We start from the raw sequence: 25,889 nt of genomic DNA, 5'->3' as shown, positions 1-25,889 counted from the left end.
ATCGATGATTGGTGCATCATCCGTGATCGTGACTGGAATGGTTGCCGTGGTCGTATCACCATCAAAATCGGTGGCAACAATTGGGAAATCAATCGTCAGGCTATCGCTGTTGGCGGCATGATCAATCGGGCCTTGCAGCGTAAAGTCGTACGTACCATCTGTTGCGACATTCAACGTGAAGACAGGATTACCGTCAGCGGTCGCAACATAGGTAAAGCTGCCGTCGCCATTCGCGGTTTCCACCAAGGTAATCGCCTCACCTTGAGAGGTTAGCCCCGCAACAGGATCAGCGGTTGAATCCAGTTGATAGCTCACCACTCGGTCAGAGCCTTGTGTGGTAGTAAACGCGCCTTCAACGAACAGATCGCCGCCAGGGTCGGAACCCACACCGGTAAGGTCATCTTCATCGACACTTAACGCATCCACCGCTGTGATGGTCGGTACATCATCAACAATCGTGACTGGAATGGTTTCCGTAACGGTATCGCCATCAAAGTCGGTTGCGATAATTGGGAAGTTCAGTGTCAGTTCGTCACTATCAACCGCGTGATCAATTGGCCCTTCAAGTGTGAAGTTGTAAGAGCCATCAGTATTCACTGTCAGCGTAAAGACCGCTTCAGAGCCCGCGGTTGCTTCGTAGGTAAAGCTGCCATCACCGTTTGCAGTTTCAGTTAATGTGACCGCCACACCTTGCGAGGTTAAACCGTCAACCGGTGTTGAAGAAGCATCTAACTGGTAGCTCACCACTCGGTCTGAACCTTGTGTGGTGGTGAAGTTACCATCAATAGAAATCGGGTTGCTTTGGTCTGAGCCAATTGACGCTAGATCATCTTCATCAACCGTAATGGAATCCACGTCAGTAATAACTGGCTTATCGTCTACGATCGTCACTGGGATAGTGGCATTTGTGGTGTCGCCATCAAAGTCGGTCGCGATGATTGGGAAGTTGAGTGTCAGCTCATCGCTATCTACCGCGTGGTCGATTGGACCTTCAAGCGTGAAGTTGTAAGAGCCATCGGTATTCACAGTTAACGTAAAGACCGCTTCAGAGCCCGCTGTCGCCTCGTAAGTAAAGCTGCCATCGCCATTTGCGGTTTCCGTCAGTGTGACTGCCACGCCTTGTGATGTAAGGCCGTCAACTGGTGTTGCAGACGCGTCAAGCTGATAGCTCACTACTCGGTCCGAGCCTTGTGTCGTGGTAAAGTTGCCATCGATTGAAATCGGGTCAGTTTGATCTGAGCCAATCGTGCCTAGGTCATCTTCATCAACGGTAATCGCATCGACATCGGTAATGGTCGGCTTATCATCCACAATAGTAACAGGCAATACGATTTGGCTTGTGTCACCATCGAAATCGGTAGCAATAACGCTAAAATCAAGGGTTAAGCTGTCGCTATTTGACGCATGGTCGATTGGACCTTGCAGCTCAAAACTGTACGAGCCATCAGTATTCAAAATTAATGTGAAAACTGCACTGCCATTTGCCGTTGCGCTGTAGGTGTAACTGCCGTCTGCATTTTGCGTTTCGGCAATGGAGACGGTTTGCCCTTGAGATTGCAGGCCATTTAAAGGATCAGCGTTTACATCCAACTGATACTGTACGACGCCATCAGAGCCCTGAGTCGTCGTGAACTGCCCTTCAACCAGTGTTGGTTGTGATTGGTCAGAGCCTACCGAACTTAAGTCATCTTCATCGACGGTAAGAGCGACAACGTCATTAATGGTTGGCACATCATCAGCAATGGTAACTGGTAGAACAAGTGAGCTGGTATCACCGTCAAAGTCCGTTGCGACAATAATGAAGTCTAGCGTTAAGCTATCGCTACCCACAGCATGATCGATTGGACCTTCAAGGGTAAATGAATAAGAACCGTCAGGGTTCACTTGTAAGGTGAAGATAGCGTCCCCTTCTGCCGTTGCAGAATAGGTAAAGCTGCCATCTGAGTTGGTTGTTTCCGTCAGAGAGATAGATCGACCCTGTGATTCTAACCCATTGAGTGGATCAGTGCCGCTCTCTAATTGATAACTTACAACACGGTCTGAGCCCTGAGTCGTCGTGAAGCTACCTTGCGCGAACACAGAGTCGCTTTGATCGGAGCCAATGCTTGATAAATCGTCTTCATCTACGGCTAGCGCATCAACGCCATCAATCGAAGGAACGTCATCTTGAACTTGAATGACAATTTGCGCAGCTTCTGGTGTGTTCGAACCTTCGGTAATAGAGGAGCGGTCACCATCCGCATCTACCGCGTAAACTGGCAGTGAGAAAGTGAGCGAGTCATCGTTAGCACCCGTATGGTCAAGTTGTTCATACAAGTTGAATTGGTATTCGCCCAATGCAGGTGCATCAATCGCCACATCAAATACGGTAATACGCATACCATCCAGCTCGATGAAGCCTTCGTAAGTACGTACGCCGTTACTCTCGGACGCTAGTTCTAGTTGAACAACCTGCCCTTGAGATTGGAGTTCTCCACCAACATTGAACTCTGTAGGTTCCAACTCATAGTGATCAATGATGTCACTTCCGACCGCTGTCGTGATCGACCCAGTACCACTTGTTACTGCCGCGCCTTCCTGTGAACCTTGGTCAACCCCCGCCTCGTCTAAAGACAAGCCCGTCACGTTCTCAATCACTGGATTATCGCCATCGAGGATGGTCATCGTAAAGGTGTTGCTTGCCGTATCTTGGTCGAAATCGACGATTGTGGTTGGCAAAGAGAGCTCAATCGTATCTTCACCGTTTGTTTGTTCTAACGGCTTAAATTGCTCAAATTGGTAGGTACCATCAGTATTCAAACTGATGGTTAAGACGGTTTCATTCGAGCCCGCAATGGACAAGGTGATAGTACTGCCGTCTTCAGAGAGTACCGCTTCTGTCGCCTGATTATCACTCAGTAGGCCATCGAACTGACTAAGTCCTTCTTGATTAAACGTGACCGTTGCCAATTGATCACTACCAATATCAACAAAAGTGCCAGTAATTGGTGTAGAAGAAGATTCAACGTTTTCAAAAGTAACGTTCTGCGGCGCAGGATCATCGCCATCAATAACGGTTGTCGTAAAATCGATAGGCGCTTGAATGCTATTACCACCAATATCTGCGCCTGTAATGTCAAAAGCGATATTGATTTGATCACCGACGATAGATACTTGGCCATCAGCGATGGACGCCACATGGTCAATACCCTGGCTAATCGTGGTAACGACCTCTAACTCTAAATCACGGCCTAAAGATGTCGCTTCGATCTCGATACGAAGCACTTCGTTACCACCTTGAGTGCCGATAATGGCATTTTGCGCTTCGTCGTAAACGAACGCTACTGGCTGACCACCAGAGGTAATGTCACTATTTAACTCGGTTAACAAAGACTCTAATGAGGACGTTTCAGGTACAAATGAAGCAGTATCAAGTGCGAGATCCCCTGCTTCAACCAGCACACTAGAAGAAATGGTTTGCGGGTAGCTAGATAGAGAAATTGAGCCTTCTGTTACGCTAGATTGCAGTGACTGCCCACCATCAGCAAAGATCGTGACATTCAAACCGTCATCTTCGTCGCGATCATCTTCTCCGCTGCGAGTCGCAGACGTTTCAAAAAAAGTAGACGCGAGTACTTCCGGGTTATTATATTCAACCGTCACGTAGCCAGCATTAGCCGAGCCTTCAGCACCTGCGCCAGCAGCTGTTGCTTCTAAGATAGCGGTAGGGTCAGCTCCGTCTAAAATAGCTTGCTGGATAGCGGCAATATCGTTGGCGTCGAAGTCAGCACTTCCAATAGCCGTTGGGTCAAAAGTCACCAAGCCATTAACTGGAGATTGTACCAATACTGGTTCTAGTGTTTCAGAAGAAGGCACAGGAAGACAAGCAACACAATTTGCATCGACCAGATAAAGCTCATTATTTATCTGTACGTCGAGAGAAGCATTATTTTCTGTGATAATAATCTCGCCAGGTCTTAACTCATCCCCCGCTTTTATGACCTTAACGTTTCCATCCAGGCCCAAAACCAAAACTTCACCTTTGACAGCATTTACAATCGCGCTCTGCGGTACCGTGTGCGTACTCATCTGACCTCCGCTAATGGCTTACGTTTCCCATTAACCTTTTTAGATAATTTCTTATTAATTTAGTGCGGCATACTGCACACCTTTATGCGATTAAACTAAGTATTGAATCATTAAACAATCGATAAATACCCTACTACCGAGCAACATAAGTAAAACTTACTCGTAGTCACAGAAATGTGACACATGTGCTGACGCGTAGATATCGAATAATTATATGAAATTGATACCTTATTCTAATTAAGTGTAGTTGTTTTAAGAAAAGAAGAAAGATGAAATCATTCAGCTAAACGCCAGACTGCCGGTTGCGATCAATGATGGAAGAAAAGCAATGAGAATATTGTATACACCGGAGCGTGATGACAGCTTAATCAATATCGGTGACGAAAAAAACGTAACGATTAAATATTGAACAACATAAATTGTAGGACAAAATGCAACGATAAAAATGTGGCTTACGATATGAATCCCCGCACACCACGAGTTCGGTTTTGTTCTGATATACAGCAAAAAAAACACGACCAAGCTAATAATAAAATACATAAACACAGCACTTGAAAATAATTATCATTTTCAATCATATGTAAATATTCCCTTACTTTCAATGGTGTTTGAGCTATTAATGTCATCGTTATTATCAATCAACACAATAAGTAAAATTATCAGTAATTCCAGTCCTAAACGTTTGCGTAATCGCTAACCTTCTCTTAACCTTGATTTGAGGCTTTTATCACGGTTTTTCCATTGATATAGTGCGTCCATACAACAAAAAAGACCATTCGAGGCATGGAGCTTCCTCATTAATCTCAAGATGAGAAGAATTGGTACCGACAAAATTCGGCAGATTTTAAGAGGGTCAAAAAAATGGACATGAATATGGTTGAGATTTTAGGTTATGCAGCTTCAATCATGGTCGCTATTTCGCTAACTATGAAAGATATTGTTAAGCTTCGTATCCTTAACTTTATTGGTTGTGCGCTATTTACTGCTTACGGACTAATGATTGATTCTTGGCCTGTAGTACTAACTAACGGTTTTATTGCTTGCGTTAACATCTACTTCCTAGCAAAAATGCAGCAGGAAAAAAAAAGCCTAGAGCCTGAGAAAGCGCAATAGCATTCAAACAATAAAAGCCCGCAAATCATAAGATTGCGGGCTTTTGCTTTTAATATTCCATTTCTATCACAGCATCCCTAAACGAGCGCTAACGAACCCAGCTAAGTGCTAATGTTTCTCGACGAGAAAACATATCCATATGCGATGAAATGATCGCCTTAACCGTATTCAGTTTCTCTTCTGAATCCGCCTCACAGGTTATAGTTAAGCTAGATGCACAAAGGTTAAACTCCGCTTTTCCCGTCGGAAATGTCACCAAACCGCTATTTTCATTCCAAGTAGCAGGAACTTTTCGTCCAAAATGCCGACAAAGCGTCACTAAGTATTTGTCAGCGTGTTCGCTATCTATTCGGGTGCTTTCTTTAATCATGAACTTACTCGTTACTTTGAAACGTCCTATGAAGAACCTTGTTAGAATTGATAAGCTGCAGAGAGCTTGAAGTTGCGACCCGGCTCGTAGTCATCAAGCGTGAAGCCACGTGCAGTACCCGAACGAGACGCATGAGAGCTGTACAACTCGTCAAATACATTATCAATACCAAAGGTCACCGACAGTCCATCAATATCAGACGGCACCCATTGAGCGTATAGATTATGTACATCATAACTTGCTTTCTTTGGCTGACCATCAAAGACGTTGTCTTCCTCTAGAACAAACATTGAGTTCCACCCGAAGATCGTTTCTAAAGCGTCTGACTGGTAATCCAAAGTTAGAGCAATGCTATCACCCATATCAATGCTACGCCCATTGCCCCCAGCAACAGGACCACCAGTATTCTTGTTTTTGGTGTCCGACTTAGAGTAAGAAAGTTTGCTGTTAAACTTGTCGTAACCATAAGAAGCACTTGCTTCAAAGCCTTTAATCTCAACATCACCTAAGTTGTAAATCAGGTAAGTTTGAGTCGCGTTTTGGTACTGGTCTGCAATGTAATCATCAATTTCCGTTTGGAATACCGTAATATTCGCCCCAAAGAAATGCTTATCAAAGGTTTTATCAAAACGAACACCACCCTGCGTGTTCAATCCCGTTTCTGGCTTTAGCCCATCCTCTAAAAATGCAACGTCTTGGTAAGCAATAAAGGTTTCCATTAGCTCTGGACCTTTAAATAGAGAGCGTGCACTCGCAAACAACGTCCAATCTTGAGTCACCGCCCATTCTGCTGCTAGAGCCCAAGTCACATCATCATAATTACTGGTTCCTGTCTCAGCTTTGCGTTTGTAATCATCAAAGCGCATACCTGCAGTAATAAAGAAGGCATCAGAGAAGAAGAACTGATCTTCTACAAACAGTGCAGTTGAAATCGCCGATTCGTCCATAAACTTACGACTACCGTAGTAACTCGAAGACGTTTTATCCATGTAGTCGAAGCCATAAGTGACTCGATTATCAAACTCACCTAACATAACATCTGACTGGAATTTGCCATTCAAACCAAAGTTTTGGTTTTTGGCGGTGTTCTTTGATAAACGGTTCGAGGGCCAACGAGGGGCCATCACCGTTTCGTCACGTTTAATTTCTGTCTCGGTATTATAAAGAGTGACGTTTCCTTGGTGTTGTTCGCCTCGCAACTCGTAACTCAAGGTAACGGTATCGCGGTCATAATCCGTAGGGATAAGTAACTTGCTCGACAGGCTATTATTTGCACTACCCGACATATCAGGACGCGGACTGTAATCTCCACTGTCTCGGTACATGTCATAAGAGAGCTCAAAACGATGGATGTCATTTAGTTCATACCCCAGCTTAGCCAGAATGTTGTAAACATCACCTGCAGCACCATAGGTTTTATTGCCATCACCATCTTCAAAATCATCACGCGTAACGTAATGGCCATAGACCATCGCATCAATGTTTTCGGACAAAAGTCCGTACAGTGTCAACGAACCTTGTTGGTTGTCGTTGGATGCATAGCCGCCATAAACACGAGCACCAAACTTTTCATCGTAACGAAGTAAGTCACGAGCGTCTTTCGTTTCAAAGTAGACCGAACCGCCTAACCCGTTTTGAGTCACAGAGTTATTACCTACCTGAATGTCCGCAGATTTGAGAATGTCAGGGTTCAACGTCAAGTTACCAATATGATGGAACATGCTCGCATGCTGAGAAGCACCGTCAAGACGAATGTCCAAATCAGTTTCGCTCAAACCACGAATCGTAATACGTTGATTCACAGAGTGTGTTCCACCAACATCCACACCGGGAATATCGCGCAGTAAATCAGACATATGATCCGCTTGCTTCAGTGACATGTCGTCCGCAAACATCGACTCAGTGTTGCTGGAAACTTTCGTTCCCCATACAACGACCTCTTCAAAATGTGACTCAGTATCTTGAGCTAAAACAGGGGTTGATAGCGCCATTCCCACTGCAAGGCAAAGGCTTGAAAGCTTGATAGGTGAACAAGCAGGGCTTTCCATAACTTCATTCCTAAATATTAATGATAATAATTCTCAGGTATAATAAGCATGAGTTTTATAAATACAAAGGCGATTTGGTTATGCGAAATCGCACAAGTGTTATGAGGAAGTGTCAAATGCAGGAAGTCACAACAAAACGAACTAAAATTGCCAAGATAGCTTTAACCCAAAGACTAGAGGCGACAGAGAAACAATGGATTGTCACGCAAGGCCAACCTTGTCAAACTCAACTGGCCGAAGGTAAGTTCCTATCATATCAGTACAATGATCAAATTTTTGTTCATGGCGGGCGTTGTCTAGAACTTATTGATTCGAATATTGTTTCTACTGCACACGCCTCACTGCTGGTCACTATTCTTTTAGAAGGTAGACTCTCGTTTGGCTACGACGATTTGCAATTTGATTTAGACGCGAGCGACGGCCCTAAGGGTGTAGTGGTGAACTTACTCAAACCTGCAAATTTTCGTCGTTCACTGCTCAAAGATAACCTCATTAATAAGATCAACATATTGGTTAAGCCCCAATGGCTAGAGGCCCGCCTTGAGCAAAATTGTAGTCATCGAGCCTTTTTTAACTCTCATCAGGCGTTTCAACAGTTGGAGCCTAACCAGACGCTATGCGAGCTGGCCGAAACGTTAACAAATAGAGAAACACCGCAAGAGTTCCAAGAAAAGCTAGAGGTCGAAAGCTTGATCTATCAAATATTACATCAAGCCACCAAGCAAATTCCTAAGAATTTCAGTGCTAAAAACAGCAATATTGAACGACACATTGATGGTCGAATTGAGGATATTGTCAGCTATATTGAAACTCACCTTGATCAAGAACTACGCTTGGAAAAGTTGGCGAGCCAATTCTCAATGAGTGTTTCAAACCTGCAGCGTCGATTTAAACAATCACTTAATATGACCATAAACGGCTACATTCGTTTTCGACGTCTTGAGATTGCTAGGCAACATTTGGAACGTGGCTTAGTGACGATAACAGAAGCCGCCTATGAAGCCGGATACCACCACCCTTCTAACTTCACTTATGCCTTCAAAAAGGCATTTGGTGTGCCACCACATGAAGTGATTAAAGAGTAAGGGGACTCTAGATAACTGACTGTTATTTAGGAGTGTCTTATCCACAACATCGGTATATACTCGCCTTAAACGTTATGGAGGTTAAACATGAATATTGGTGCTGTCGCGAAGCTCACAGGGCTTTCATCTAAGTCGATTCGATTATATGAAGACAAAGGGATCATATCTCCACCAGCGCGTAGCGACTCTGGCTATCGCGAATATTCAGATAATCATATTCAAGAGCTTAACTTGGTATCACGCGCAAAAAGCGCAGGCTTTTCGTTGCAAGAATGCAAAGAGTTCGTACAACTTGCTCATAACCCCAACCGCAAAAGTAGCGAAGTAAAAGCAAGAACCATGGACAAACTGAGAGAGGTTGAAGAAAAAATTGCACACCTCATGGAGATCAAAACGCAACTTGAAGGTTGGGTTTCTTCTTGTCCTGGAGATGCAGAGAGCCGATGCCCAATCATAGACGAGCTCACCAAGTAAGCCCGCCTATCTATTGATCTCGTTTAAAACGAACTAGCTCGCTTAATGATAGGTACACATGCGCTTACCGTTTAACTCTATGATGTTAAATGGCGTTTCGTAGATGTCCTCTAGCGTAGATGCTTGAATAACCTCTTCAACCGCACCACTCGCCACAACCTTGCCTTTCTTAAGCGCCAATATGACATCTGAGTAACACGCCGCGAAATTAATATCATGAATCACGACCACCATGGCTTTATTCATGTCATGGGCTAACTGCTGCACAACTTTCATGATCTGAAGAGAGTGTTTGATATCTAAGTTATTAAGAGGTTCATCAAGAAAGACATAATCTGTATCTTGTGCAATCACCATAGCAATAAATGCAAGCTGTCGCTGACCACCACTTAATTCATCCAAGTATTTGTCTTGAATATCTTGCAAATCTAAGTAGTCGATCGCTTGTTCTATGACCTCATGATCTTCTTTAGTCAGATTTCCTTTAGAGTATGGGAAACGACCAAAAGAGACTAACTCTTTTACGGTAAACCGCATTGTAATCGAGTTAGCTTGGCGAAGTACTGCCAGTTTTTTCGCTAGCTCTTTTGTGTCCCATTCCGCGATTTCCTTGCAATCAATGATAACACTACCGCCATCTCGCTCCGTTAAGCGCGAGGCCATAGATAACAGCGTGCTCTTTCCAGCGCCATTTGGACCGATAATCGATGTTACCTTGCCCTTTTCAAACTGAGTATTGGCCTCGTCTACGACTTTGTTTGAACCGAAAGCCTTCGTTAATTTGTCTATTACTATCATATTTATACAACTTTGTTTTTCAGCAGCAGGTATAAGAAATACGCACCGCCGATAAAGTTAATTACGACACTCAACGTCGTCTCAAAACTGAACACGTTTTCGATTATCCATTGCCCAGCAAGTAGTGAACTGATGGATAAAAACGAACATCCGACCAATAGCGTTTTATGTTGGTAACTTCGGAACATTTCTCGGCTTAAGTTGGTCACTAGTAAACCAAAGAACATGATTGGCCCTACCAAAGCCGTAGAAATAGCAATCAAAACCGCCGAGATAATAAACACATTTCTCGTCACTTTAGGTACATCAACACCCAAACTTTTCGCATTGTCTTGGTCGAGCCAAAACACATCTAAAGTGCGATGCATCCTAAACAACAACCAACATGCAAACATCAAAGCCGGAGCACTAAAGTAAACCAAGTTCACTTTGACATTATTGAAACTGGCGTACAGTTTCGACTGAACAATTGCATATGTGTTTGGGTCCATCAGCAAAGAAAAGAATGACGCCGCATTGGAAAATAGCTGACCAAAGATCAAGCCGACCAATAGCAACGTAATCAAGTTCTTGCTGCCTTTTGAAAAGTAAAACCCAAACAGCAGTAGCGAAAACGACACCATTACAATTACTGCAATCGCGAAATTTACGTACAAGTTAAGAACTAAGGTACTCAACCCACCAAAAATCAACACGATCAAAATTTGGGTTAACACATACAGCGCATCAAAACCCATGATACTTGGCGTTAAAATTCGGTTGTGCGTAATGGTTTGAAATACAAGTGAAGACTGAGCAATGGCCACACCCGCTAGCACTATCGCCAATACTTTAGGAACTCTACGAGACAAAAAATATTGGTAGTTGTCAGCCGTTAGCCCAATACCAATAAACAGACACGCGAAAAGAATCGCAATGCCACCTAGCAGCAGGATTTTCGTTGAATCACGCATGTTGCTTACCTCGCAACAACATTGCGATGAATACCACGCCACCCAATATGCTAATCACGATAGAGATTGGCATTTCATGAGGGAAAATAATTAAACGACTCACCAAGTCGCAACACAACACTAAAATGGCCCCATACATGGCCGTAAGCGGAATGTTCTTTTTGAGGTTATCGCCATAAAAGTGACTCACGAGATTAGGCACAATCAGCCCTAGGAATGGCAACTGGCCAACAATCATCACGACACTTGCTGACATGATGGACACCAATAGTACGCCAATCGTCACAACCTGCTGATAATTCAAACCCAAGTTAATCGCGAAATCTTTTCCGATACCTACGGCAGAGATCCTTGCGGCAAAAAGATAGCTGAGGATAACCATTGGTACCGCGATGTACAGCAGTTCAAAATCACCACGCAAGATGTTAGCGAAGTTTGCGACTGTCCAAGCATTCAGACTTTGAAGTGCATCATATTTGTAAGCGATAAACGTAGTCATGGATTGGATGACATTGCCGAAAATAATCCCGACAAGTGGCACAAAAACCACGCTCTTAAATTGAATGCGCTGAATAAAGAAAACAAACGCTAGCGTCCCAAATACCGAGATGCCAAATACGAGCCAAAGGTGATTATCATTACCAAAGAAAACCACGCTCAGTACGTAGCCCAACATGGCACATTCGATCGTACCAGTTGTAGAAGGTGCAGCAAATCGGTTCTGGCTGATTTGCTGCATGACAAGACCCGCAATACTCAAGCCAGCACCAGCAAGCAGTATGGCAAATAAACGTGGTATACGGCTGGTAAAGAAAAGCTCTAATGCTTTCTCATCACCTGAAAAGAGTTGTTGGGGCGTCATGTTTGCCACCCCAACAAATAACGAAACCGTGCTTAAAACCACAAGGGTTAGCAATAACTTCTTCAAAGTTAACCTCTGCTATCTTGGATTACAGTTCAACGGTTTGCTTTATCTCACTGACCATTTTTTCTGTTGCTGTCACACCAGACATCGACAAGTACCACGCGTCCACATCTAAATAAGTGATTTTATGATTTTTATATGCCGCAGTCGCTTTGACTAAGTCGTTATCCATGGATTTACGAATATCGTTATCCGGCGTACCTGTCAGAGAATTTCGGTCAACCACGAGAATATTTTTCGGGTTAGCTTCACGAATAAACTCATAAGAAATGACATCTCCGTGAGTGCCCGTTTTCACGTGCTCAACCGTTTCCAAGAAGCCAAAGTCGTTATAAATGACGCCAAATCGCGACTGGGCACCAAACGCGCTGATGTTGTCACCCATGCTCAAAATCGTTAATGCATCATTTTTGTTCGATTGGTTGTAGTCACGGATTGCTTTGAATTGAGCATCTAGCGCTTCAATTTTCTGCTCTACTTTTTCTTCGATATTGAAGATCTTACCAATATTGCGCCATTGCGCTTGCGTGCCTTCCCAATAGCCTTGGTTCTCTTTCGCCGCAAAAACAACTGTAGGGGCAATTTCACTCAGCTCTTCATATTTCGCAGACGCTCGCGGACCAACCAAAATCAAATCCGGTTTTTGCATGTAGATGGTTTCAAAATCAGGTTCAAACAAACTACCCGCAGAGGTGTAGTTATCTTTGCTGTATTTTGAAAGGTAACTAGGAAGATTAGAAGAGTTAGATACTGCAACAGGATCGATACCAAAGTTGTCCAACGCATCTAGCGGGCCAAAGCCAATCACAACCACACGCTCTGGGGATTGTTCTAGCTCTGTTTGACCCATGTAGTGGTCAATCACAACTTTAGCAGCGAAAGAAGGAGAAACAGTAAATAACGACAGCATAGCCGCACCAACGAATTTTTTCATTTTGTTAAGCCTTAATGAGATCTATTATCATACGCGTTCGCAATATAACGCTACTCTTTAATGCATTCAACAAAATTTAAGGTACTTTACATTAGTTACGTTTACTCAAGACTTAGATATATCAAAGACTTATAAAACCCATCAGTTCCAATACCTGGGCGTATCATTCATGCGCTTCAATAAACGCTTTGAGTGCCAGCTCATCAATAATCTCCAAACCGTTGTCCGTTTTTGTAATCAATCCCTTTTCAATCAAGTCCTTAACTGCACGTCGATAGACTCGGCCTGAGGTACCAAACCGCTCAGCCTCTTGGTTCACTTTATCAAAACCACCAAGCAACTTATCCGTCTGATTACGGACGAGAAGATCATAGGCAATGTTGTAAGTAATGGGATGCAACAAACGATTAGTGTAGATATCCATGGAGTCTTGATAATCCTCAGCCAATGCTGAAGCGAAGAACACCATCATTTGGGGATGATTTTGCAGTGCTTCGGTTAGTTTTTGGATACAGATAACATCAACCTGCATATGTTCATCTGCTATCACATTCCATTGACAAGGAGTCTGAGTGAAGAACTCCATTTCACCATAAATATGATAGTCGCAGTTAACTTCCCCTAATTGAAAACGTCGTCCATTTGCGGCCAATATGTTCATCGAGACTCGACCTACTGGCACAACATACAAGTACTGAAGTTGCTCACCTTGGCGGAGAATTGCTTCCCCAGCATCAAAGTAACGCGAATTTATTTGGCATTGATAAATCAAATCGCGAAAGGTGGCACTCTTTTCTTCAAGGTATGTTTTGAAGCGACCAGTCGGATAAGGGCTGATTTTCATTTTCTGCTCTCTCAGAAAAAGTTACGGACAACTATTTAAGGTGGATTGTACCCCGTAACTCCAAATAAAAAAGCGACAGTGACCTGTCGCTTTACATCTATTCTGTTTATGTGACTTACTGAGATAGAGACTGGCTAACGCTGAGCAACCAAGGCTTCTAATGCCGTAATCGCGGCACTCTTCTCACCTTGCATCATTACTTTGGCTTCATCAACGTACTGACCAACACCTTCTTTAACATCTTGTTGATACAGCACCACGTTGTTTAATATCGAAGCCACATGAAGGCCTCGTAGTCGACCGACCGTAAACAGCGCAGAGGTTTCCATATCGGCACCTAAGATGCCTTTCTTGTTCCAATGTTGGCATATTGCATCTTCGTCATCGGTATAGAAACTGTCGTGAGAACGCACCACACCAAAATGATAATGCACTTTTTGCATCGACAAGTAACGCTCAACTTCCTTTAACAGTGAAAAGCTTGCGTAGGCTGGATAAGACGAATCGACATACGCTTTAGAGCCGCCCTCATCTCTTACCGCGCCTTCGGCAATGATCAACTCGCCAATATGAATGCCTGATTGCATTGCCCCCGCCGATCCAACGCGTACCACATGAGTCACACCGCACTGTTTTAGCTCTTCCACTGCGATGATCATCGATGGCGCACCTATACCTGTACTACACACTGAAACAGGCTTGCCTTTGTAGTTGCCGGTAAACACACGATACTCGCGGTTTTCCGACACCATTTCTGCATCATCAAATAATGCCGCGATACGATTCGCTCGATCTGGCTCGCCGCATACAATAACGAGGGGAGCGATTTGTGTTTCATCCACTCCGATATGAGGTTGTTTGGCCATTTTTCGTTCCTTACGCAGCAGCGTGCGCTAAGGTTTTATCGCCATTGCGCTTAGCGCTACGAGCCCACTCACGCGTGCCATTGGCAGCGATGAACATAAGAATCGCGTACTGAACAGACATTGCGTAAACACCTTGCGTCGCGTAGATACCCACACTGATAATGTTAATCACAACCCATAGAATCCAGTTTTCGACGTATTTACGTGTCATCAGAATTTGTGCAACAACAGAAAGTACTGTCATGGTTGCATCCCAGAACGGGAACGCGTCAGGTTCAAGCACCGGTTCAGCCAAGCCAGCACCAAAGAGATTCAAGCTATCAACAGCAATGTTTGCTAGCGCAAAGAAAAATGGGTCGATATAGATCGTTAATAATGCGATACATGCAACGCTAATAGAGGCAGTAGTAATAAGTTTCTGTTTATTTAACCAGCGAACTTCCAGCGTTTCACCTTGTGCGTTTGGACGGGTCCACGCATACCAGCCGTAAATGTTCGCACAGAAGAAAAACAATTGAAGAAGCAATAATCCGTATAACTGAATTTGAAAAAAGATAACGGCAAAAAGCGTGACATTCAGCAAACCGAATAAGTAGTTGATGGTTTTTTCTTGGCTGGCAAACCAAATGCAAAGCAGTCCAAAAACGGTACCGAAAGCTTCGATCCAACTCATTGCGTAGCCGTCGCCGATCGGAATGTTAACGAGAGTATTATTAATATCGAGTAAGGCAAAGAGGTCCATAACATGTCCTTTATTATTTTGTTTGGAATACGCTTATATTAGAGCGTGATCCCCAACAAAAAGGAGGACATTTGTCCTCCTCTTGATGCACTCGATCATAATTCAGATTCATTACTTACTTGAAAGTACCTATTTATCTCAATTATTCATTCCAAATGAACTAGGACTCGTGTCCTAGGTAGCGCTTTTTGAACGTCGATGCTGACGCGAACAGTAAAGTCGAAGCAAATGTAAACACCACGCCAGCCAAGTATACATACTCTTCATTCGCAAGTAGTTCATAAACACTCACGACAAACACCGTTAATACTAGTGAAATATTGAAACGGTGAAACCACGGCCTCTTTACTGAATACTGTGCATATCTCTTAACTAACATAAAGATTTTCCATTCATCTCAATAATTTATAAATCTAATTACAGGCTTTATTAATAATAAGCTTTTTAAGCACTCTCGACACGAAATCTTTCGAGTTACTCGCAAAAAATCACACTTTTCAAATGTTGAGTTAATAAATTCGAACATCTGTTTTGCATGCTTATTTATTTTTTAGCCCATTTTTTATAAATTATATGCACTAAATTTGTTAACCATGCGTTTGTTTTTAATCAAGAGAAATTCGTCACACTGTTGCGTACAACCAATGTTGGTTCCAGTTGAACGACTTGAGCGTCGTTAGATTTGTCGTCCAGTCTTCGGACAAGAGTCTCAACGGCAGCCTGCCCCAAACGGTACTTAGGCTGATGAATGGTAGTTAGCGATGGCGACATAAATTTCGCGATATGGATGTCATCGTAACCAATAATGGACAGGTCGTCCGGCACTTTAATATCGAGCTCATTTGCGGCGTTAATCACCCCCATCGCCATCATATCGTTAGAGACGAAAATCGAGCTGGGTAATGCGCCACGCTGAGCCATTTTTTTGAACGCTTGATACCCACCCTCACATTCGAAGTCCGATTCAATGATCCAATTGGCATTAAATTCCAAGCCCGCTTCGTTCATTGCTCGCTTATAACCTTCGTATCGCATTTGCGCTTGGTGTTTAATCAAAGGGCCAGTGATGCACCCAATTTCGGTATGGCCGCAATCAATTAAGTATTTCGCCGCTAAGTAACCGCCACGAAGTGAGTTGTCTTGGATTTTATCGCTTGTAAATAGCATCGGCCCCCAGTCCATTACCACAACTGGGATATCTGGGTAACGCTCAAATACATCGATACGCTCTCCTTCTAGCGACGAGCACATCAAGATCAAACCATCGACACGCTTTTGCAATAGCGTATTAATGGATTGACGCATACGTTCGTTATCACCCTCGGTGTTACATAAAATGAGGCTGTAGCCTTTTTGGTAGCAGCTGCGTTCGACGCCTTTTACGACTTCGCCAAAGAATGGGTTGGTTGAGGTTGTCACGAGCATACCAATGGTTTTGGTACGATTGACTTTGAGGCTACGCGCCAACGCAGAGGGCGCGTAGTAGTTAAGCTCTTTTGCGGCATTGTTAACGCGTTCAGAGATCTCTTCGCTCACAAAACGCGTCTTGTTAATAACATGGCTCACTGTTGAAGTGGAAACCCCTGCCAGTTTTGCGATGTCTTTCATCGTCGCCATGTTACTACTCCTATTTTAATGAGGCGTTGTGCGCCTTATTGTTCAGCGAGAAACGCGTCCACCTCTTCGCGGGTTGGAATCGACGTTTGCGCGCCAAAGCGGGTCACAGAAATTGCAGCCGCCGCATGTGCAAACTTAATCGCTGATTCTAAAGGTAAACCTTCTAGGAGACCAGTGACGAATGCCCCATTAAATGTATCGCCCGCAGCGGTAGTATCCGTCGCTTCAACGCGGAAACCCGAGATGATTTCGCCTCGACCGTTTTGGCTTAGCCAAACGCCTTTTGCACCGAGTGTGATCATGACAATTTCTATACCTTTACCATGTAGCACATTCGCCGCTTCTTGCGCGCTTTCGTTGTCTGTTACAGTAATACCTGTCAGAACTTCAGCTTCCGTTTCATTTGGTGTAATCACGTCAATGCAAGACAGTAATTCATCTGACAGTTCGCGAGCTGGCGCTGGGTTCAGAATGACATTGGTTTTGGCATCTTTCGCTACACGCGCAGCTTTCTCAATGCCGCACATCGGCGTTTCTAGTTGCATTAACAAGTAATCAGCCTGACGAATGCGCTCTAGGTCAGGCTCAATCGCCTCTGCAGTCAGCTTTGCGTTGGCTTCTGCTGAGATACAAATGCTGTTCTCACCACTGTCCGACACTTGAATCATCGCGATACCTGTCGGGCAATTTGGCTGCATCTTCACACCAGTGATATCGATGCCGTCCATTTTGAAGTTTTCGCGAATGTTAATGCCGAATGAGTCGTCGCCCACACAAGCGATAAAACCGATGTCTGCATTTAATCGCGCCGCCGCGACGGCTTGGTTGGCACCTTTGCCACCTGGGATAACTTGATAGTTGCGACCATGCAGCGTCTCGCCTGGGCGAGGGAAAGAAGGCACTTGAAGAACATGGTCAGCGTTTACACTACCTAACACCACTAACTTATTCATACGGTTATCCTCGGTTCTGAATGAACCCTTTTTAAAAACTGTTTAGGAAAATACATTAGATGACTTTAACTTCTCTTCCTGACGAAGGAGTCTCGATAAAAAGCCAAAGGCATCTATACCCCACACTTTGCAGTATTTTGGGTAAGTTTGCCCTCACCTCCTAAACGACAGATATAAACGGAGGAGAGAGCAAAAATTAGGATGATTTATTGAACTAAAAACTTACTTAGTGACTACTTTTAGTGGTACTGGGATGTACTCTTCTACTTCTTCACCTTTCAAAACTTTGTCAGCCGTTTCAACACCTAAAGCACCGATAAGGTCTGGTTGCTGAGCAATAGTTGCCGCTAGTTTGCCACGGTTAACTGCTGCAATGCCGTCTTCCGTACCATCAAAACCAACGATAACGACATCTTTGCCAGAAGCTTGAACTGCGCGAAGTGCACCTAGCGCCATTTCATCATTCTGTGCAAATACCGCTTGTACATCCGGGTTAGCCGCTAGCAGGTTTTCCATTACGTTTAGACCTTTTGTGCGGTCAAAGTCAGCTGGTTGGCTAGCAAGAAGATCCATATCGCTGCCCTTCACGGCATTCATAAAGCCTTCACCGCGCTCACGCGCTGCCGATGTGCCCGCAATACCTTCAAGTTGAATGACTTTTGCTTTTTCGCCGACTTTTTCCATGATGTAGTGGCCTGCCATTTCACCACCAATTACGTTGTCCGACGCGATGTGACTCACAACTTCACCACGGCTTGCACCACGGTCTAATGTCAACACAGGGATCTTAGAACGGTTCGCCATACGAATTGCATTAGACACTGCATCAGAATCCGTTGGGTTGATAAGAATTGCTTTTACGCCGCGAATACTTAAATCCTCGATGTTCGACAGTTCTTTACTCGGGTCATTTTGCGAGTCCAGTACAATTAAGTCGTACCCCAATTCTTTCGCTTTTGCTTCCGCACCGTCTTTCATCGTTACGAAGAACGGGTTGTTTAGCGTCGAAACCACAATCGCCATGGTATCTTGAGCTTGCGCCGCTACCGATACGGTTGAAGAAAGAAGTGCAGCAGAGATAAGAGTTGCAAGTTTTTTCATCGTTCTAGTCCTTTGTGTAGGGTGAGCCAGTACACGTCCCCTGACTCGGTTTGTATTCACTGTTTTATATATACAGATTGTTATGAATTACTTGTTTTTGTTGTCTACCAATACCGCCAGCAAGATAACCACTGCTTTTGCAATCATTTGGTAGTAGGAAGAAACATCAAGTAGGTTAAGTGCATTGTTCAAGAAACCGATGATCAGCGCACCAATCAAGGTACCCATGATACGGCCTTTACCGCCCATCAAGCTGGTACCGCCAAGAACAACCGCTGCGATAGCGTCTAGCTCGTAGCCCATACCTGCTGTTGGCTGCGCCGAAGAAAGACGAGACGTTACAATAATGCCTGCAAGCGCTGCTAACATACCGCAGATGGCGTAGACACCAATCTTCACTCGGTCTACATTGATACCTGATAGGCGAGTCGCAGACTCATTGCCGCCTAGTGCGTAAACATAGCGACCAAAGCGCGTGTGGTTAAGTAAATACCAAGCCGCAGCGAACACAACCACCATTAACCAAACAGGAACTGGAATGCCTAGCGCGTAGCCAGTACCAAACCATGCGAACGCATCCGCGGTGTCAGTAAAGCCTGTCGAGATTGGACGACCTTCGGTGTACACCATGGTCACACCGCGTAGTAACGTCATGGTAACCAGCGTAGCGATAAATGCCTGCACCTTACCCTTCGCAATAATGATACCGCTGATCGCACCTAACGCTGCACCTGCGACTAAAGCAGTTGGAACCGCCACCAGCACCGGAACCTCAAGCGCAATCATGCTTGCCGCAAAGGCACCACACAATGCCAATACCGAACCAACACTTAAGTCTATGCCTGCTGTTAAAATAACTAATGTCATACCCACTGCGATAATGGCATTCACGGAGGTTTGACGAAGAATGTTGAGAATGTTGTCGACCGTAAAAAAGTTCGGGTTCAAAAATGACACAACAACGATCAGAAAGATCAAAGCTATCAGTGATTTTTGCTCAATCAGCCACTCTTTTGTGAACAACTTCTTGTTGCCAGTTTCGGTTGGTTTGCTCATGGTATTCGTACTCATGCTGCTTCCTCATTGATCTCTTTGCCTACGGCACAGGCGAGTAATTTTTCTTGATCGGCGTCTTTCGCATCAAATTCGCCAGTGATACGACCTTCATGCATCACTAAAATACGGTCGCTCATGCCGAGCACTTCAGGCATCTCGGAAGAAACCAAGATGATGCTCATGCCTTCGGCCTTAAACTTGTTGATGAGCTGATAAATCTCTTTTTTTGCTCCGACATCAACACCACGTGTCGGCTCATCCAGAATCAGAACTTTAGGTTTCGTCATTAACCCTTTCGCTATCGCAACTTTTTGCTGGTTACCACCAGATAAGTTGCCGATGATTTGATCTCGCGTTGGGGTTTTAATGTTGAATAACTTAATAAAATCTTCCACAGCAATCACTTCGTCGCTGTGTTGAATCTGGAAGCCTTTGGTCAGCTGGTTTAGCGAACAAAGTGACATGTTCTCCTTAACCGAAAGACCTAAAACCAAACCATCGCCTTTGCGATCTTCAGAGATGTAAGCGATACCATTTGCCAAGCCATCTTGCGGGCTAACCGGGTTAATAGTTTTGTTATCAAGATTGATAACACCATGCTCACTAGGTAATGCGCCGTAAATGACTTTCATGAGTTCAGTGCGGCCTGCGCCCATCAAGCCAGAAATTCCAAGAATCTCACCACGCTTGAGAGTAAAGCTCACATCCTGAACGCCAGACCCAGTCAAACCAATGACTTCAAGACAAGTTTCGCCATGTTGGACATCAATACGTGGATATTGCTCTTCTAATTTTCGGCCAACCATCATTTCAATTAGGCCATCTTCATCAGTGTCGGACACCTTGCACTCACCGATAAACTTACCATCACGAAGCACGGTAATGTCGTCACAGATTTCAAAGATTTCTTTAAGACGATGCGAAATGTATACGATGCCGCATCCTTGCTCGCGAAGCTCTTTAATCACTTTAAACAGTGATTCCGTTTCGGTATCGGTCAATGCGTCCGTTGGCTCATCCATAATGATGACTTTCGACTCAAACGAAAGTGCCTTTGCAATTTCCACCATTTGTTGTTCACCAAGGCTTAAATCGCCAAGCAATGTTTTTGATGAATGCTTTACATTCAGACGTTTTAAAAGCTTGTCAGCCTCGTCATACATTTTGCCCCACTGGATACGCCCTAAGGAGCCAGTGAACTCTCGTCCCAAGTAAATATTTTCGGCAATCGTCAGTTCAGGAATCAGGTTCAGCTCTTGGTGAATAATGCTAATACCAGCTTCCTGTGAATCGCGTGGACCTTTAAAGGCCGCCGGCTGACCTTGATATTGAATGCTCCCCGCATCCATGTGGTAAATGCCTGTCAACACCTTCATTAACGTTGACTTGCCTGCTCCATTTTCACCCATCAGCGCCATAACACGGCCTGGATAAACATTCAGGCTTGCTTTGTCGAGTGCTTTTACGCCCGGAAACGCCTTCTCAATTTCGCTTAGTTGTAGAATGGCTTGAGTCATAATCTGTCCTCAATATCTCTGGCTTAAAAAACCACGCCCGCTTGGAAAATAACGTTCGCATATGGCGAGCATTCGCCAGTTCTTACGATAGCGCGACTTTGGGCCGTGCGTGCTTTAAACGCTTCATGTGACACGTAGCTCACCTCAATAGATTTGCCCGTTTCTTCACTCTCTTTGCTCAGTTCGTTGAGCAACGCTTCATGCAAAACTGGGCTTGCATCAGAGAACTCTTCCGCAATGATGACCCCTTCGATTTGGGACTCAGATAGAATTACGCGAACAGTATCAAGAAAACTTGGTACCCCATGCGTTAGCGCCAAATCGATTCGCTGAACATGCTCTGGGATTGGTAGACCAGCATCACATATCGTGATCTCGTCGGTGTGGCCTAGCGTCGCCACCAAGTAAGAAATATCTGAGTTAATTAGGGTACTTTTTTTCATCTCATCGACCTTTCGGTTACACGTTCATACAACCATGAGCGCCTGTTTTAAAGTGTTTTCGTTATTAACAGAAAACTCATCGAAACGTTTCGATGAAATAATAATTCGTCATCGCAATTTGACCAGTGTGAGATCGATAAGGTGTGAGAATGATCTGTAATTCAATTGTCATTGAATAGGAAAAGTGCACTTGAGTCACACTTTACCATCGAAACGTTTCGATGACGGTATTTCCCTGTCATTACGGTTAGGTTTTATACAGGGAGGAAGGAAAAGAGACGTCCAACTACTGAGAAAACCTCTAGTTAATAAGCTCGAAACCTTTCACGTCATCACAATTCTTAGATAGCTGCCTGATTTTGGAGAACGCTCACCTTACAATCTGGTTACAATTTGCCAAAACACATCATCCGTTCAGTACCTTACCTGGTACGCGACGTTTGTAGGGACACAAACGGAAACTAAGAACCATAATGAAGTTAAGCAATAGAGTCATTTTGCTTGTCGCGCCAGTGATCTTATTAAGCGCGTTAGTATCTAGCTATATTATTTATAGCATTCAAAAAGTGACGCTCATCAAGCGGGAAGACAGCTATATTCAGTTGCAAATGGAAAAGCTCGCCGGGCAGTTTCGACAAGCGAATATTTTTCTTAATAGTTATGCCTATACGCTCAGTAAAAGTGATGTATTACAAGACTATTTGGTAAATCATAACAACCCCTATCGTGAACGAGTCTTGTTTAACCGATTAGACGAGACCGCTGAAGTATTGAGCCATGGTTATAAAGGCGATGCGAGCATGGCGATCCTCGACGGCAAACAAAACCTTCTCTACTACACAGAAAACAAATATTACGAATCATCGGGCGTGGTCGACCCAAAGGTGTTAGAGTACATATCACGAAGTTTCAATGAGAGAGAGGCTTTCAGTCACACTGGCTTTATTTATAACTCCAGTGGACAAAGCATTCTTCTTCAATATGAGGTCGTCGACAAAAGAACGGGGACTCACCCTTTGAGCTTTGACTCAAAAAATGTATTTTTTGTGGTAGTTTCCGTATCACTTGAAGCCTTTAATGAGATTAAGCATGACATCGAGTTTGACACGCACAGCGTGATTACTTTCGCCGACAAACCCATTTATCTTGATATTCCTCTCGCTCAAACCATTGAGCTGCTGCCGCACTTTTATGCCGTGCTTTCTCCTGCCGAATATTTGATGTGGAACAAAGTCGATAAAGTGTGGCTAGAACTTGCTTTCTCCTTTGGCGTAGCGGCGTTTTTCACTATCACATTAATCATTTTGGTGTTGTACCGCTATGTATTGCGTCCTGTTTCTCGCCTTGATAAGCAGCTGAACGAACTTGAATCTAATCAACGTGACAATATTGAAAAGCTAGAAACAAACGATGAAATAGGACGTCTCTCTGCACGCTTTTTTGATATGTATGAGGAACTTAATGTCATCTATAAAAAGACAAAACGCCTAGCTGAAACGGATCACCTGACGCAACTTGCCAATCGCCATCGTTTTCATGAACTTGCCACTCGTGAACTTATCTCCCCTTCGCAGTTTTTGTGGGTTGTTTACGTCGATCTTGATAACTTTAAATACGTGAATGATAAATACGGGCATGAATTGGGAGATAACTTATTAAAAGTGTTCTCATCACACATCAAGAATGCCTGTCAAAAGTTCTCGCACGATTACAACAGTCCCTGCTTTGCCGCCAGGTTATCTGGTGACGAATTTGCAATTTTGCTGAGCTCAAATCAAGAGGTAAAACGCTTGCCTGATTTGCTTGCATCAGAGTTACTAAAACCGATTAGTAATCTCAGTTCATCTTGGAGTAATTCATTTCCCGTTAGGGCAAGCGTAGGTATTGCACAATATCCTCAAGACGGTACTGACATCGCGAAGTTACTCTCCAGTGCCGATGCGGCTATGTATCAAGCAAAACGGGCAGGGAAAAATCAATACGCCTATTATTCAGCCGCTCTCAATATTGAGTCTCAAAGACGAAGTCAGCTTGAACGTGCGCTCCGAAAAAGCAATGTAGAGGAAGAATTCCACCTTGTTTTTCAACCCTATATGAACAATCGAAGCAACGAAATTGAGGGGTTAGAAGTCTTGTTGCGCTGGGAAGCCGAAGGTATCGGCCCTATCCCCCCAAAGGAGTTTATTCCAATTGCAGAGCAAGCCGGATTATTTGATAAAATTGACCGCTGGGTTTTCGCCAATGCAACGGCGGAATACCATCAATTAAGGAATATTTTCGGTAAGGATATTGTTCTTTCGGTCAATCTTTCATCAGCAGAGCTAAACTCGATAGAAATGGCAAACTACATCCATGTACAAGCGACACTGCACAGTGTTAAACCAGAATGTATTGAAATAGAGATAACTGAAACCTTTGCCGCAGAACAACAAGGCACGGCCCTACTTGATGAGCTATCAAAGCGTGGCTACCGTCTTGCAATTGATGACTTTGGTTCTGGTTACACATCGTTAACTCAGCTCGTTCAGTATCCGGTTCAAAAAATCAAATTTGATCGAGAGTTCCTCGTTACATTGATGAACACCAACAACGGCCATGTGATCAAACCTATTATTGAGCTTTGCCATGCCCAGAATAAAACGGTTACAGCAGAAGGTATTGAACACAATATGATGCATGAATGGCTATCGGCATACCGCTGCGACTATATGCAAGGCTATTTATTTGGCAAACCAATGACTAAAGAACAATTGAGCTTGTGGTGGCAATCGGCAAATGACGACAGTCGATTTGATGCGTCCATGGTCAGCTCAATTAGGGTTTCAAGAACATAAGTTAAGGGGAGAAGTACAGCAGTCACAACTGTGACGGCTGTATTTAGCTGTATATGAGCTTCATTGATAGATGCTCAGCTTTTGTTCCCCCATACCTATATCTATGACTTTAGTTGAGTAAATTACTATTTATTCGTTTTTAAACCAGCACTTCCTTGAAATCCAAACCGGTCAAATTCAGCGCTTTGACGCTATCGTACAAGCCACCTTTTTTGTCCGTGCAAAACGTTCTGAGCCCAGCACCTTTTACTCTGAACAAGTCAGACTCATTAACGGCTTCTCTATTCAAAACGAGTTTCTTAAACGGTCTAGCACGACTTAGCTTACCATGACGAAGATTATACTCGGTAGCAGAGGTATCAATGGCATCAATTTGAGTGACAATGTTTAATGCTCGCCAAGGCTTTCCTTGTAGATTTAATGGTAAAAATTCGACATTCTCGCTCAACACATCGAGCTTATCCGCAATAGAAGCGGATACAGCAAGAGTAAAAGATCCCCATGCTGCAATATCAGGCCTGGGCAATGGCTTTTCACCCATAACGTCTAACCATTCAATATCAATACTTTTCCAACTGGCTTTAACAGACTCTCCATAGAGTTGGATAGGTTTGCTTGCCGTTACTTGAAGAGACATTTCCAATGGCGACTCTTGCAACATTGCAAAATCATTAACATTGGGAGTGACAATAAACACTTTATTAAATGCTGTCATAACCGTCCTTAAATAAATTTGAGCGCTTTTCTTAATGAGACGAGCGCTTTCACACCAAACCAAACCAAACCAAACATAATGGATAGAGTTTACTTTCATGTTCAAAAATTTAATGAATTAATATCTGGCGTTCTTATCTTTTAATTTCTAAGTTTTATTATTTATATATTTTAATCCACACGATAGAATTATTTTTTCAATTTTTACTATGTACCCTTCCTTATGTAATCGAATAAGTTAGAGAATAAACAATAGCACGCATCACTTCACTTTTGTCGAGCTCATCACTCTCACTTAAACGATACATTCACAAGTTCAATTTTTGTACGACTTAGACTTAGCTTTGTCAATCGTGAATTAAAAACAACCGATTCACCGCTGTTTTACTGCCTTTTCTTACCACCCTGTTGTTTATTCATACATTATAAATGCA

The 25,889-nt window shown here is 43.7% G+C and carries 22 protein-coding genes; 4 read left to right on the top strand and 18 right to left on the bottom strand.

The window, feature by feature from the left end:
* Positions 1-4,068, bottom strand: a 4,068-nt coding sequence (locus tag R7Q46_RS19170) for a retention module-containing protein (protein ID WP_318077711.1), incomplete at its 3' end; no start/stop codon positions are given.
* Between the two features lie 861 nt (positions 4,069-4,929).
* Between R7Q46_RS19170 and R7Q46_RS19165 the strand changes: the two genes are divergently transcribed.
* On the top strand, positions 4,930-5,181 hold the full coding sequence (locus tag R7Q46_RS19165; RefSeq protein ID WP_005376619.1) for a YgjV family protein: 252 nt from the start codon (positions 4,930-4,932) through the stop codon (positions 5,179-5,181).
* Between the two features lie 88 nt (positions 5,182-5,269).
* Here R7Q46_RS19165 and R7Q46_RS19160 read toward each other — a convergent pair whose 3' ends face one another.
* Together R7Q46_RS19160 and R7Q46_RS19155 are read right to left on the bottom strand one after the other, a co-directional pair.
* Positions 5,270-5,551 (bottom strand): DUF2218 domain-containing protein, encoded by a 282-nt coding sequence (locus tag R7Q46_RS19160; protein WP_033906471.1) that lies wholly within the window; start codon positions 5,549-5,551, stop codon positions 5,270-5,272.
* Between the two features lie 41 nt (positions 5,552-5,592).
* A complete protein-coding gene (locus tag R7Q46_RS19155; protein ID WP_005382608.1) occupies positions 5,593-7,599 on the bottom strand; it encodes a TonB-dependent siderophore receptor in 2,007 nt (668 codons plus the stop codon).
* A gap of 116 nt (positions 7,600-7,715) precedes the next feature.
* Here R7Q46_RS19155 and R7Q46_RS19150 point away from each other — a divergent pair, with 116 nt between their 5' ends.
* Positions 7,716-8,684, top strand: a complete 969-nt coding sequence (locus tag R7Q46_RS19150; protein ID WP_025767867.1) for a helix-turn-helix domain-containing protein — start codon at positions 7,716-7,718, stop codon at positions 8,682-8,684.
* A gap of 87 nt (positions 8,685-8,771) precedes the next feature.
* The gene (cueR, locus tag R7Q46_RS19145; protein ID WP_005376627.1) at positions 8,772-9,158 is read left to right on the top strand and encodes a Cu(I)-responsive transcriptional regulator; all 387 of its coding nucleotides are present in this window, start codon (positions 8,772-8,774) and stop codon (positions 9,156-9,158) included.
* A 42-nt stretch (positions 9,159-9,200) separates the two neighbouring features.
* Here the strand turns inward: cueR and vctC are convergent, their stop codons facing one another.
* The 14 genes from vctC to rbsD form a co-directional block, all read right to left on the bottom strand.
* Positions 9,201-9,956 (bottom strand): iron chelate ABC transporter ATP-binding protein VctC, encoded by a 756-nt coding sequence (gene vctC, locus R7Q46_RS19140; RefSeq protein WP_017635379.1) that lies wholly within the window; start codon positions 9,954-9,956, stop codon positions 9,201-9,203.
* 2 nt (positions 9,957-9,958) lie between these two features.
* Entirely contained in the window at positions 9,959-10,909 is a 951-nt protein-coding gene (gene vctG / locus R7Q46_RS19135; protein ID WP_005376631.1) for an iron chelate uptake ABC transporter permease subunit VctG, read from the bottom strand.
* Positions 10,902-11,837, bottom strand: a complete 936-nt coding sequence (gene vctD / locus R7Q46_RS19130; protein WP_017820306.1) for an iron chelate uptake ABC transporter permease subunit VctD — start codon at positions 11,835-11,837, stop codon at positions 10,902-10,904. Before vctD ends, vctG begins: the two co-directional genes overlap by 8 nt.
* A gap of 22 nt (positions 11,838-11,859) precedes the next feature.
* Positions 11,860-12,768 (bottom strand): siderophore ABC transporter substrate-binding protein, encoded by a 909-nt coding sequence (locus R7Q46_RS19125; RefSeq protein ID WP_005376635.1) that lies wholly within the window; start codon positions 12,766-12,768, stop codon positions 11,860-11,862.
* Positions 12,769-12,931: 163 nt separating this feature from the next.
* Positions 12,932-13,612 (bottom strand): Crp/Fnr family transcriptional regulator, encoded by a 681-nt coding sequence (locus tag R7Q46_RS19120; protein WP_213872163.1) that lies wholly within the window; start codon positions 13,610-13,612, stop codon positions 12,932-12,934.
* Positions 13,613-13,746: 134 nt separating this feature from the next.
* Entirely contained in the window at positions 13,747-14,478 is a 732-nt protein-coding gene (locus tag R7Q46_RS19115; RefSeq protein ID WP_154204300.1) for a nucleoside phosphorylase, read from the bottom strand.
* Positions 14,479-14,488: 10 nt separating this feature from the next.
* Positions 14,489-15,220, bottom strand: a complete 732-nt coding sequence (pnuC, locus tag R7Q46_RS19110) for a nicotinamide riboside transporter PnuC (RefSeq protein WP_025767870.1) — start codon at positions 15,218-15,220, stop codon at positions 14,489-14,491.
* Positions 15,221-15,380: 160 nt separating this feature from the next.
* Entirely contained in the window at positions 15,381-15,599 is a 219-nt protein-coding gene (locus R7Q46_RS19105; protein ID WP_005499106.1) for a hypothetical protein, read from the bottom strand.
* Between the two features lie 230 nt (positions 15,600-15,829).
* Positions 15,830-16,837: a substrate-binding domain-containing protein gene (locus R7Q46_RS19100; protein ID WP_033906467.1), complete on the bottom strand. Its 1,008-nt coding sequence runs from the start codon at positions 16,835-16,837 to the stop codon at positions 15,830-15,832.
* A gap of 35 nt (positions 16,838-16,872) precedes the next feature.
* Positions 16,873-17,790 carry a ribokinase gene (gene rbsK, locus R7Q46_RS19095; protein ID WP_025767872.1) on the bottom strand — a complete coding sequence of 306 codons (918 nt, stop codon included), beginning with the start codon at positions 17,788-17,790 and terminating at the stop codon, positions 16,873-16,875.
* A gap of 222 nt (positions 17,791-18,012) precedes the next feature.
* Positions 18,013-18,891 (bottom strand): ribose ABC transporter substrate-binding protein RbsB, encoded by an 879-nt coding sequence (gene rbsB / locus R7Q46_RS19090; RefSeq protein ID WP_005373143.1) that lies wholly within the window; start codon positions 18,889-18,891, stop codon positions 18,013-18,015.
* 87 nt (positions 18,892-18,978) lie between these two features.
* On the bottom strand, positions 18,979-19,962 hold the full coding sequence (gene rbsC, locus R7Q46_RS19085) for a ribose ABC transporter permease (protein ID WP_005382618.1): 984 nt from the start codon (positions 19,960-19,962) through the stop codon (positions 18,979-18,981).
* Positions 19,959-21,464, bottom strand: coding sequence for a ribose ABC transporter ATP-binding protein RbsA (rbsA, locus tag R7Q46_RS19080; protein ID WP_213866756.1), 1,506 nt, complete (start codon positions 21,462-21,464; stop codon positions 19,959-19,961). Before rbsA ends, rbsC begins: the two co-directional genes overlap by 4 nt.
* A gap of 23 nt (positions 21,465-21,487) precedes the next feature.
* The gene (gene rbsD / locus R7Q46_RS19075) at positions 21,488-21,907 is read right to left on the bottom strand and encodes a D-ribose pyranase (protein ID WP_005382620.1); all 420 of its coding nucleotides are present in this window, start codon (positions 21,905-21,907) and stop codon (positions 21,488-21,490) included.
* A gap of 473 nt (positions 21,908-22,380) precedes the next feature.
* On the opposite strand from rbsD, the gene R7Q46_RS19070 reads away from it, so the two are divergent.
* The gene (locus R7Q46_RS19070) at positions 22,381-24,741 is read left to right on the top strand and encodes an EAL domain-containing protein (protein ID WP_318077710.1); all 2,361 of its coding nucleotides are present in this window, start codon (positions 22,381-22,383) and stop codon (positions 24,739-24,741) included.
* A gap of 139 nt (positions 24,742-24,880) precedes the next feature.
* Here R7Q46_RS19070 and R7Q46_RS19065 read toward each other — a convergent pair whose 3' ends face one another.
* Positions 24,881-25,456: an imm11 family protein gene (locus tag R7Q46_RS19065; RefSeq protein ID WP_017635389.1), complete on the bottom strand. Its 576-nt coding sequence runs from the start codon at positions 25,454-25,456 to the stop codon at positions 24,881-24,883.
* Positions 25,457-25,889: the final 433 nt, after the last annotated feature.

This window comes from Vibrio sp. 811, assembly GCF_033339195.1.
This window is presented reverse-complemented; position numbering and strand designations above follow the sequence as displayed.

What these genes read in the sequence shown, in the direction of transcription:
- R7Q46_RS19165 (WP_005376619.1), top strand. Translation starts at nt 4,930, where the DNA reads ATGGACATGAATATGGTTGAGATTTTAGGTTATGCAGCTTCAATCATG.
- R7Q46_RS19160 (WP_033906471.1), bottom strand. Translation starts at nt 5,551, where the DNA reads ATGATTAAAGAAAGCACCCGAATAGATAGCGAACACGCTGACAAATAC.
- R7Q46_RS19155 (WP_005382608.1), bottom strand. Translation starts at nt 7,599, where the DNA reads ATGGAAAGCCCTGCTTGTTCACCTATCAAGCTTTCAAGCCTTTGCCTT.
- R7Q46_RS19150 (WP_025767867.1), top strand. Translation starts at nt 7,716, where the DNA reads ATGCAGGAAGTCACAACAAAACGAACTAAAATTGCCAAGATAGCTTTA.
- cueR (WP_005376627.1), top strand. Translation starts at nt 8,772, where the DNA reads ATGAATATTGGTGCTGTCGCGAAGCTCACAGGGCTTTCATCTAAGTCG.
- vctC (WP_017635379.1), bottom strand. Translation starts at nt 9,956, where the DNA reads ATGATAGTAATAGACAAATTAACGAAGGCTTTCGGTTCAAACAAAGTC.
- vctG (WP_005376631.1), bottom strand. Translation starts at nt 10,909, where the DNA reads ATGCGTGATTCAACGAAAATCCTGCTGCTAGGTGGCATTGCGATTCTT.
- R7Q46_RS19125 (WP_005376635.1), bottom strand. Translation starts at nt 12,768, where the DNA reads ATGAAAAAATTCGTTGGTGCGGCTATGCTGTCGTTATTTACTGTTTCT.
- R7Q46_RS19120 (WP_213872163.1), bottom strand. Translation starts at nt 13,612, where the DNA reads ATGAAAATCAGCCCTTATCCGACTGGTCGCTTCAAAACATACCTTGAA.
- R7Q46_RS19115 (WP_154204300.1), bottom strand. Translation starts at nt 14,478, where the DNA reads ATGGCCAAACAACCTCATATCGGAGTGGATGAAACACAAATCGCTCCC.
- pnuC (WP_025767870.1), bottom strand. Translation starts at nt 15,220, where the DNA reads ATGGACCTCTTTGCCTTACTCGATATTAATAATACTCTCGTTAACATT.
- R7Q46_RS19105 (WP_005499106.1), bottom strand. Translation starts at nt 15,599, where the DNA reads ATGTTAGTTAAGAGATATGCACAGTATTCAGTAAAGAGGCCGTGGTTT.
- R7Q46_RS19100 (WP_033906467.1), bottom strand. Translation starts at nt 16,837, where the DNA reads ATGGCGACGATGAAAGACATCGCAAAACTGGCAGGGGTTTCCACTTCA.
- rbsK (WP_025767872.1), bottom strand. Translation starts at nt 17,790, where the DNA reads ATGAATAAGTTAGTGGTGTTAGGTAGTGTAAACGCTGACCATGTTCTT.
- rbsB (WP_005373143.1), bottom strand. Translation starts at nt 18,891, where the DNA reads ATGAAAAAACTTGCAACTCTTATCTCTGCTGCACTTCTTTCTTCAACC.
- rbsC (WP_005382618.1), bottom strand. Translation starts at nt 19,962, where the DNA reads ATGAGTACGAATACCATGAGCAAACCAACCGAAACTGGCAACAAGAAG.
- rbsA (WP_213866756.1), bottom strand. Translation starts at nt 21,464, where the DNA reads ATGACTCAAGCCATTCTACAACTAAGCGAAATTGAGAAGGCGTTTCCG.
- rbsD (WP_005382620.1), bottom strand. Translation starts at nt 21,907, where the DNA reads ATGAAAAAAAGTACCCTAATTAACTCAGATATTTCTTACTTGGTGGCG.
- R7Q46_RS19070 (WP_318077710.1), top strand. Translation starts at nt 22,381, where the DNA reads ATGAAGTTAAGCAATAGAGTCATTTTGCTTGTCGCGCCAGTGATCTTA.
- R7Q46_RS19065 (WP_017635389.1), bottom strand. Translation starts at nt 25,456, where the DNA reads ATGACAGCATTTAATAAAGTGTTTATTGTCACTCCCAATGTTAATGAT.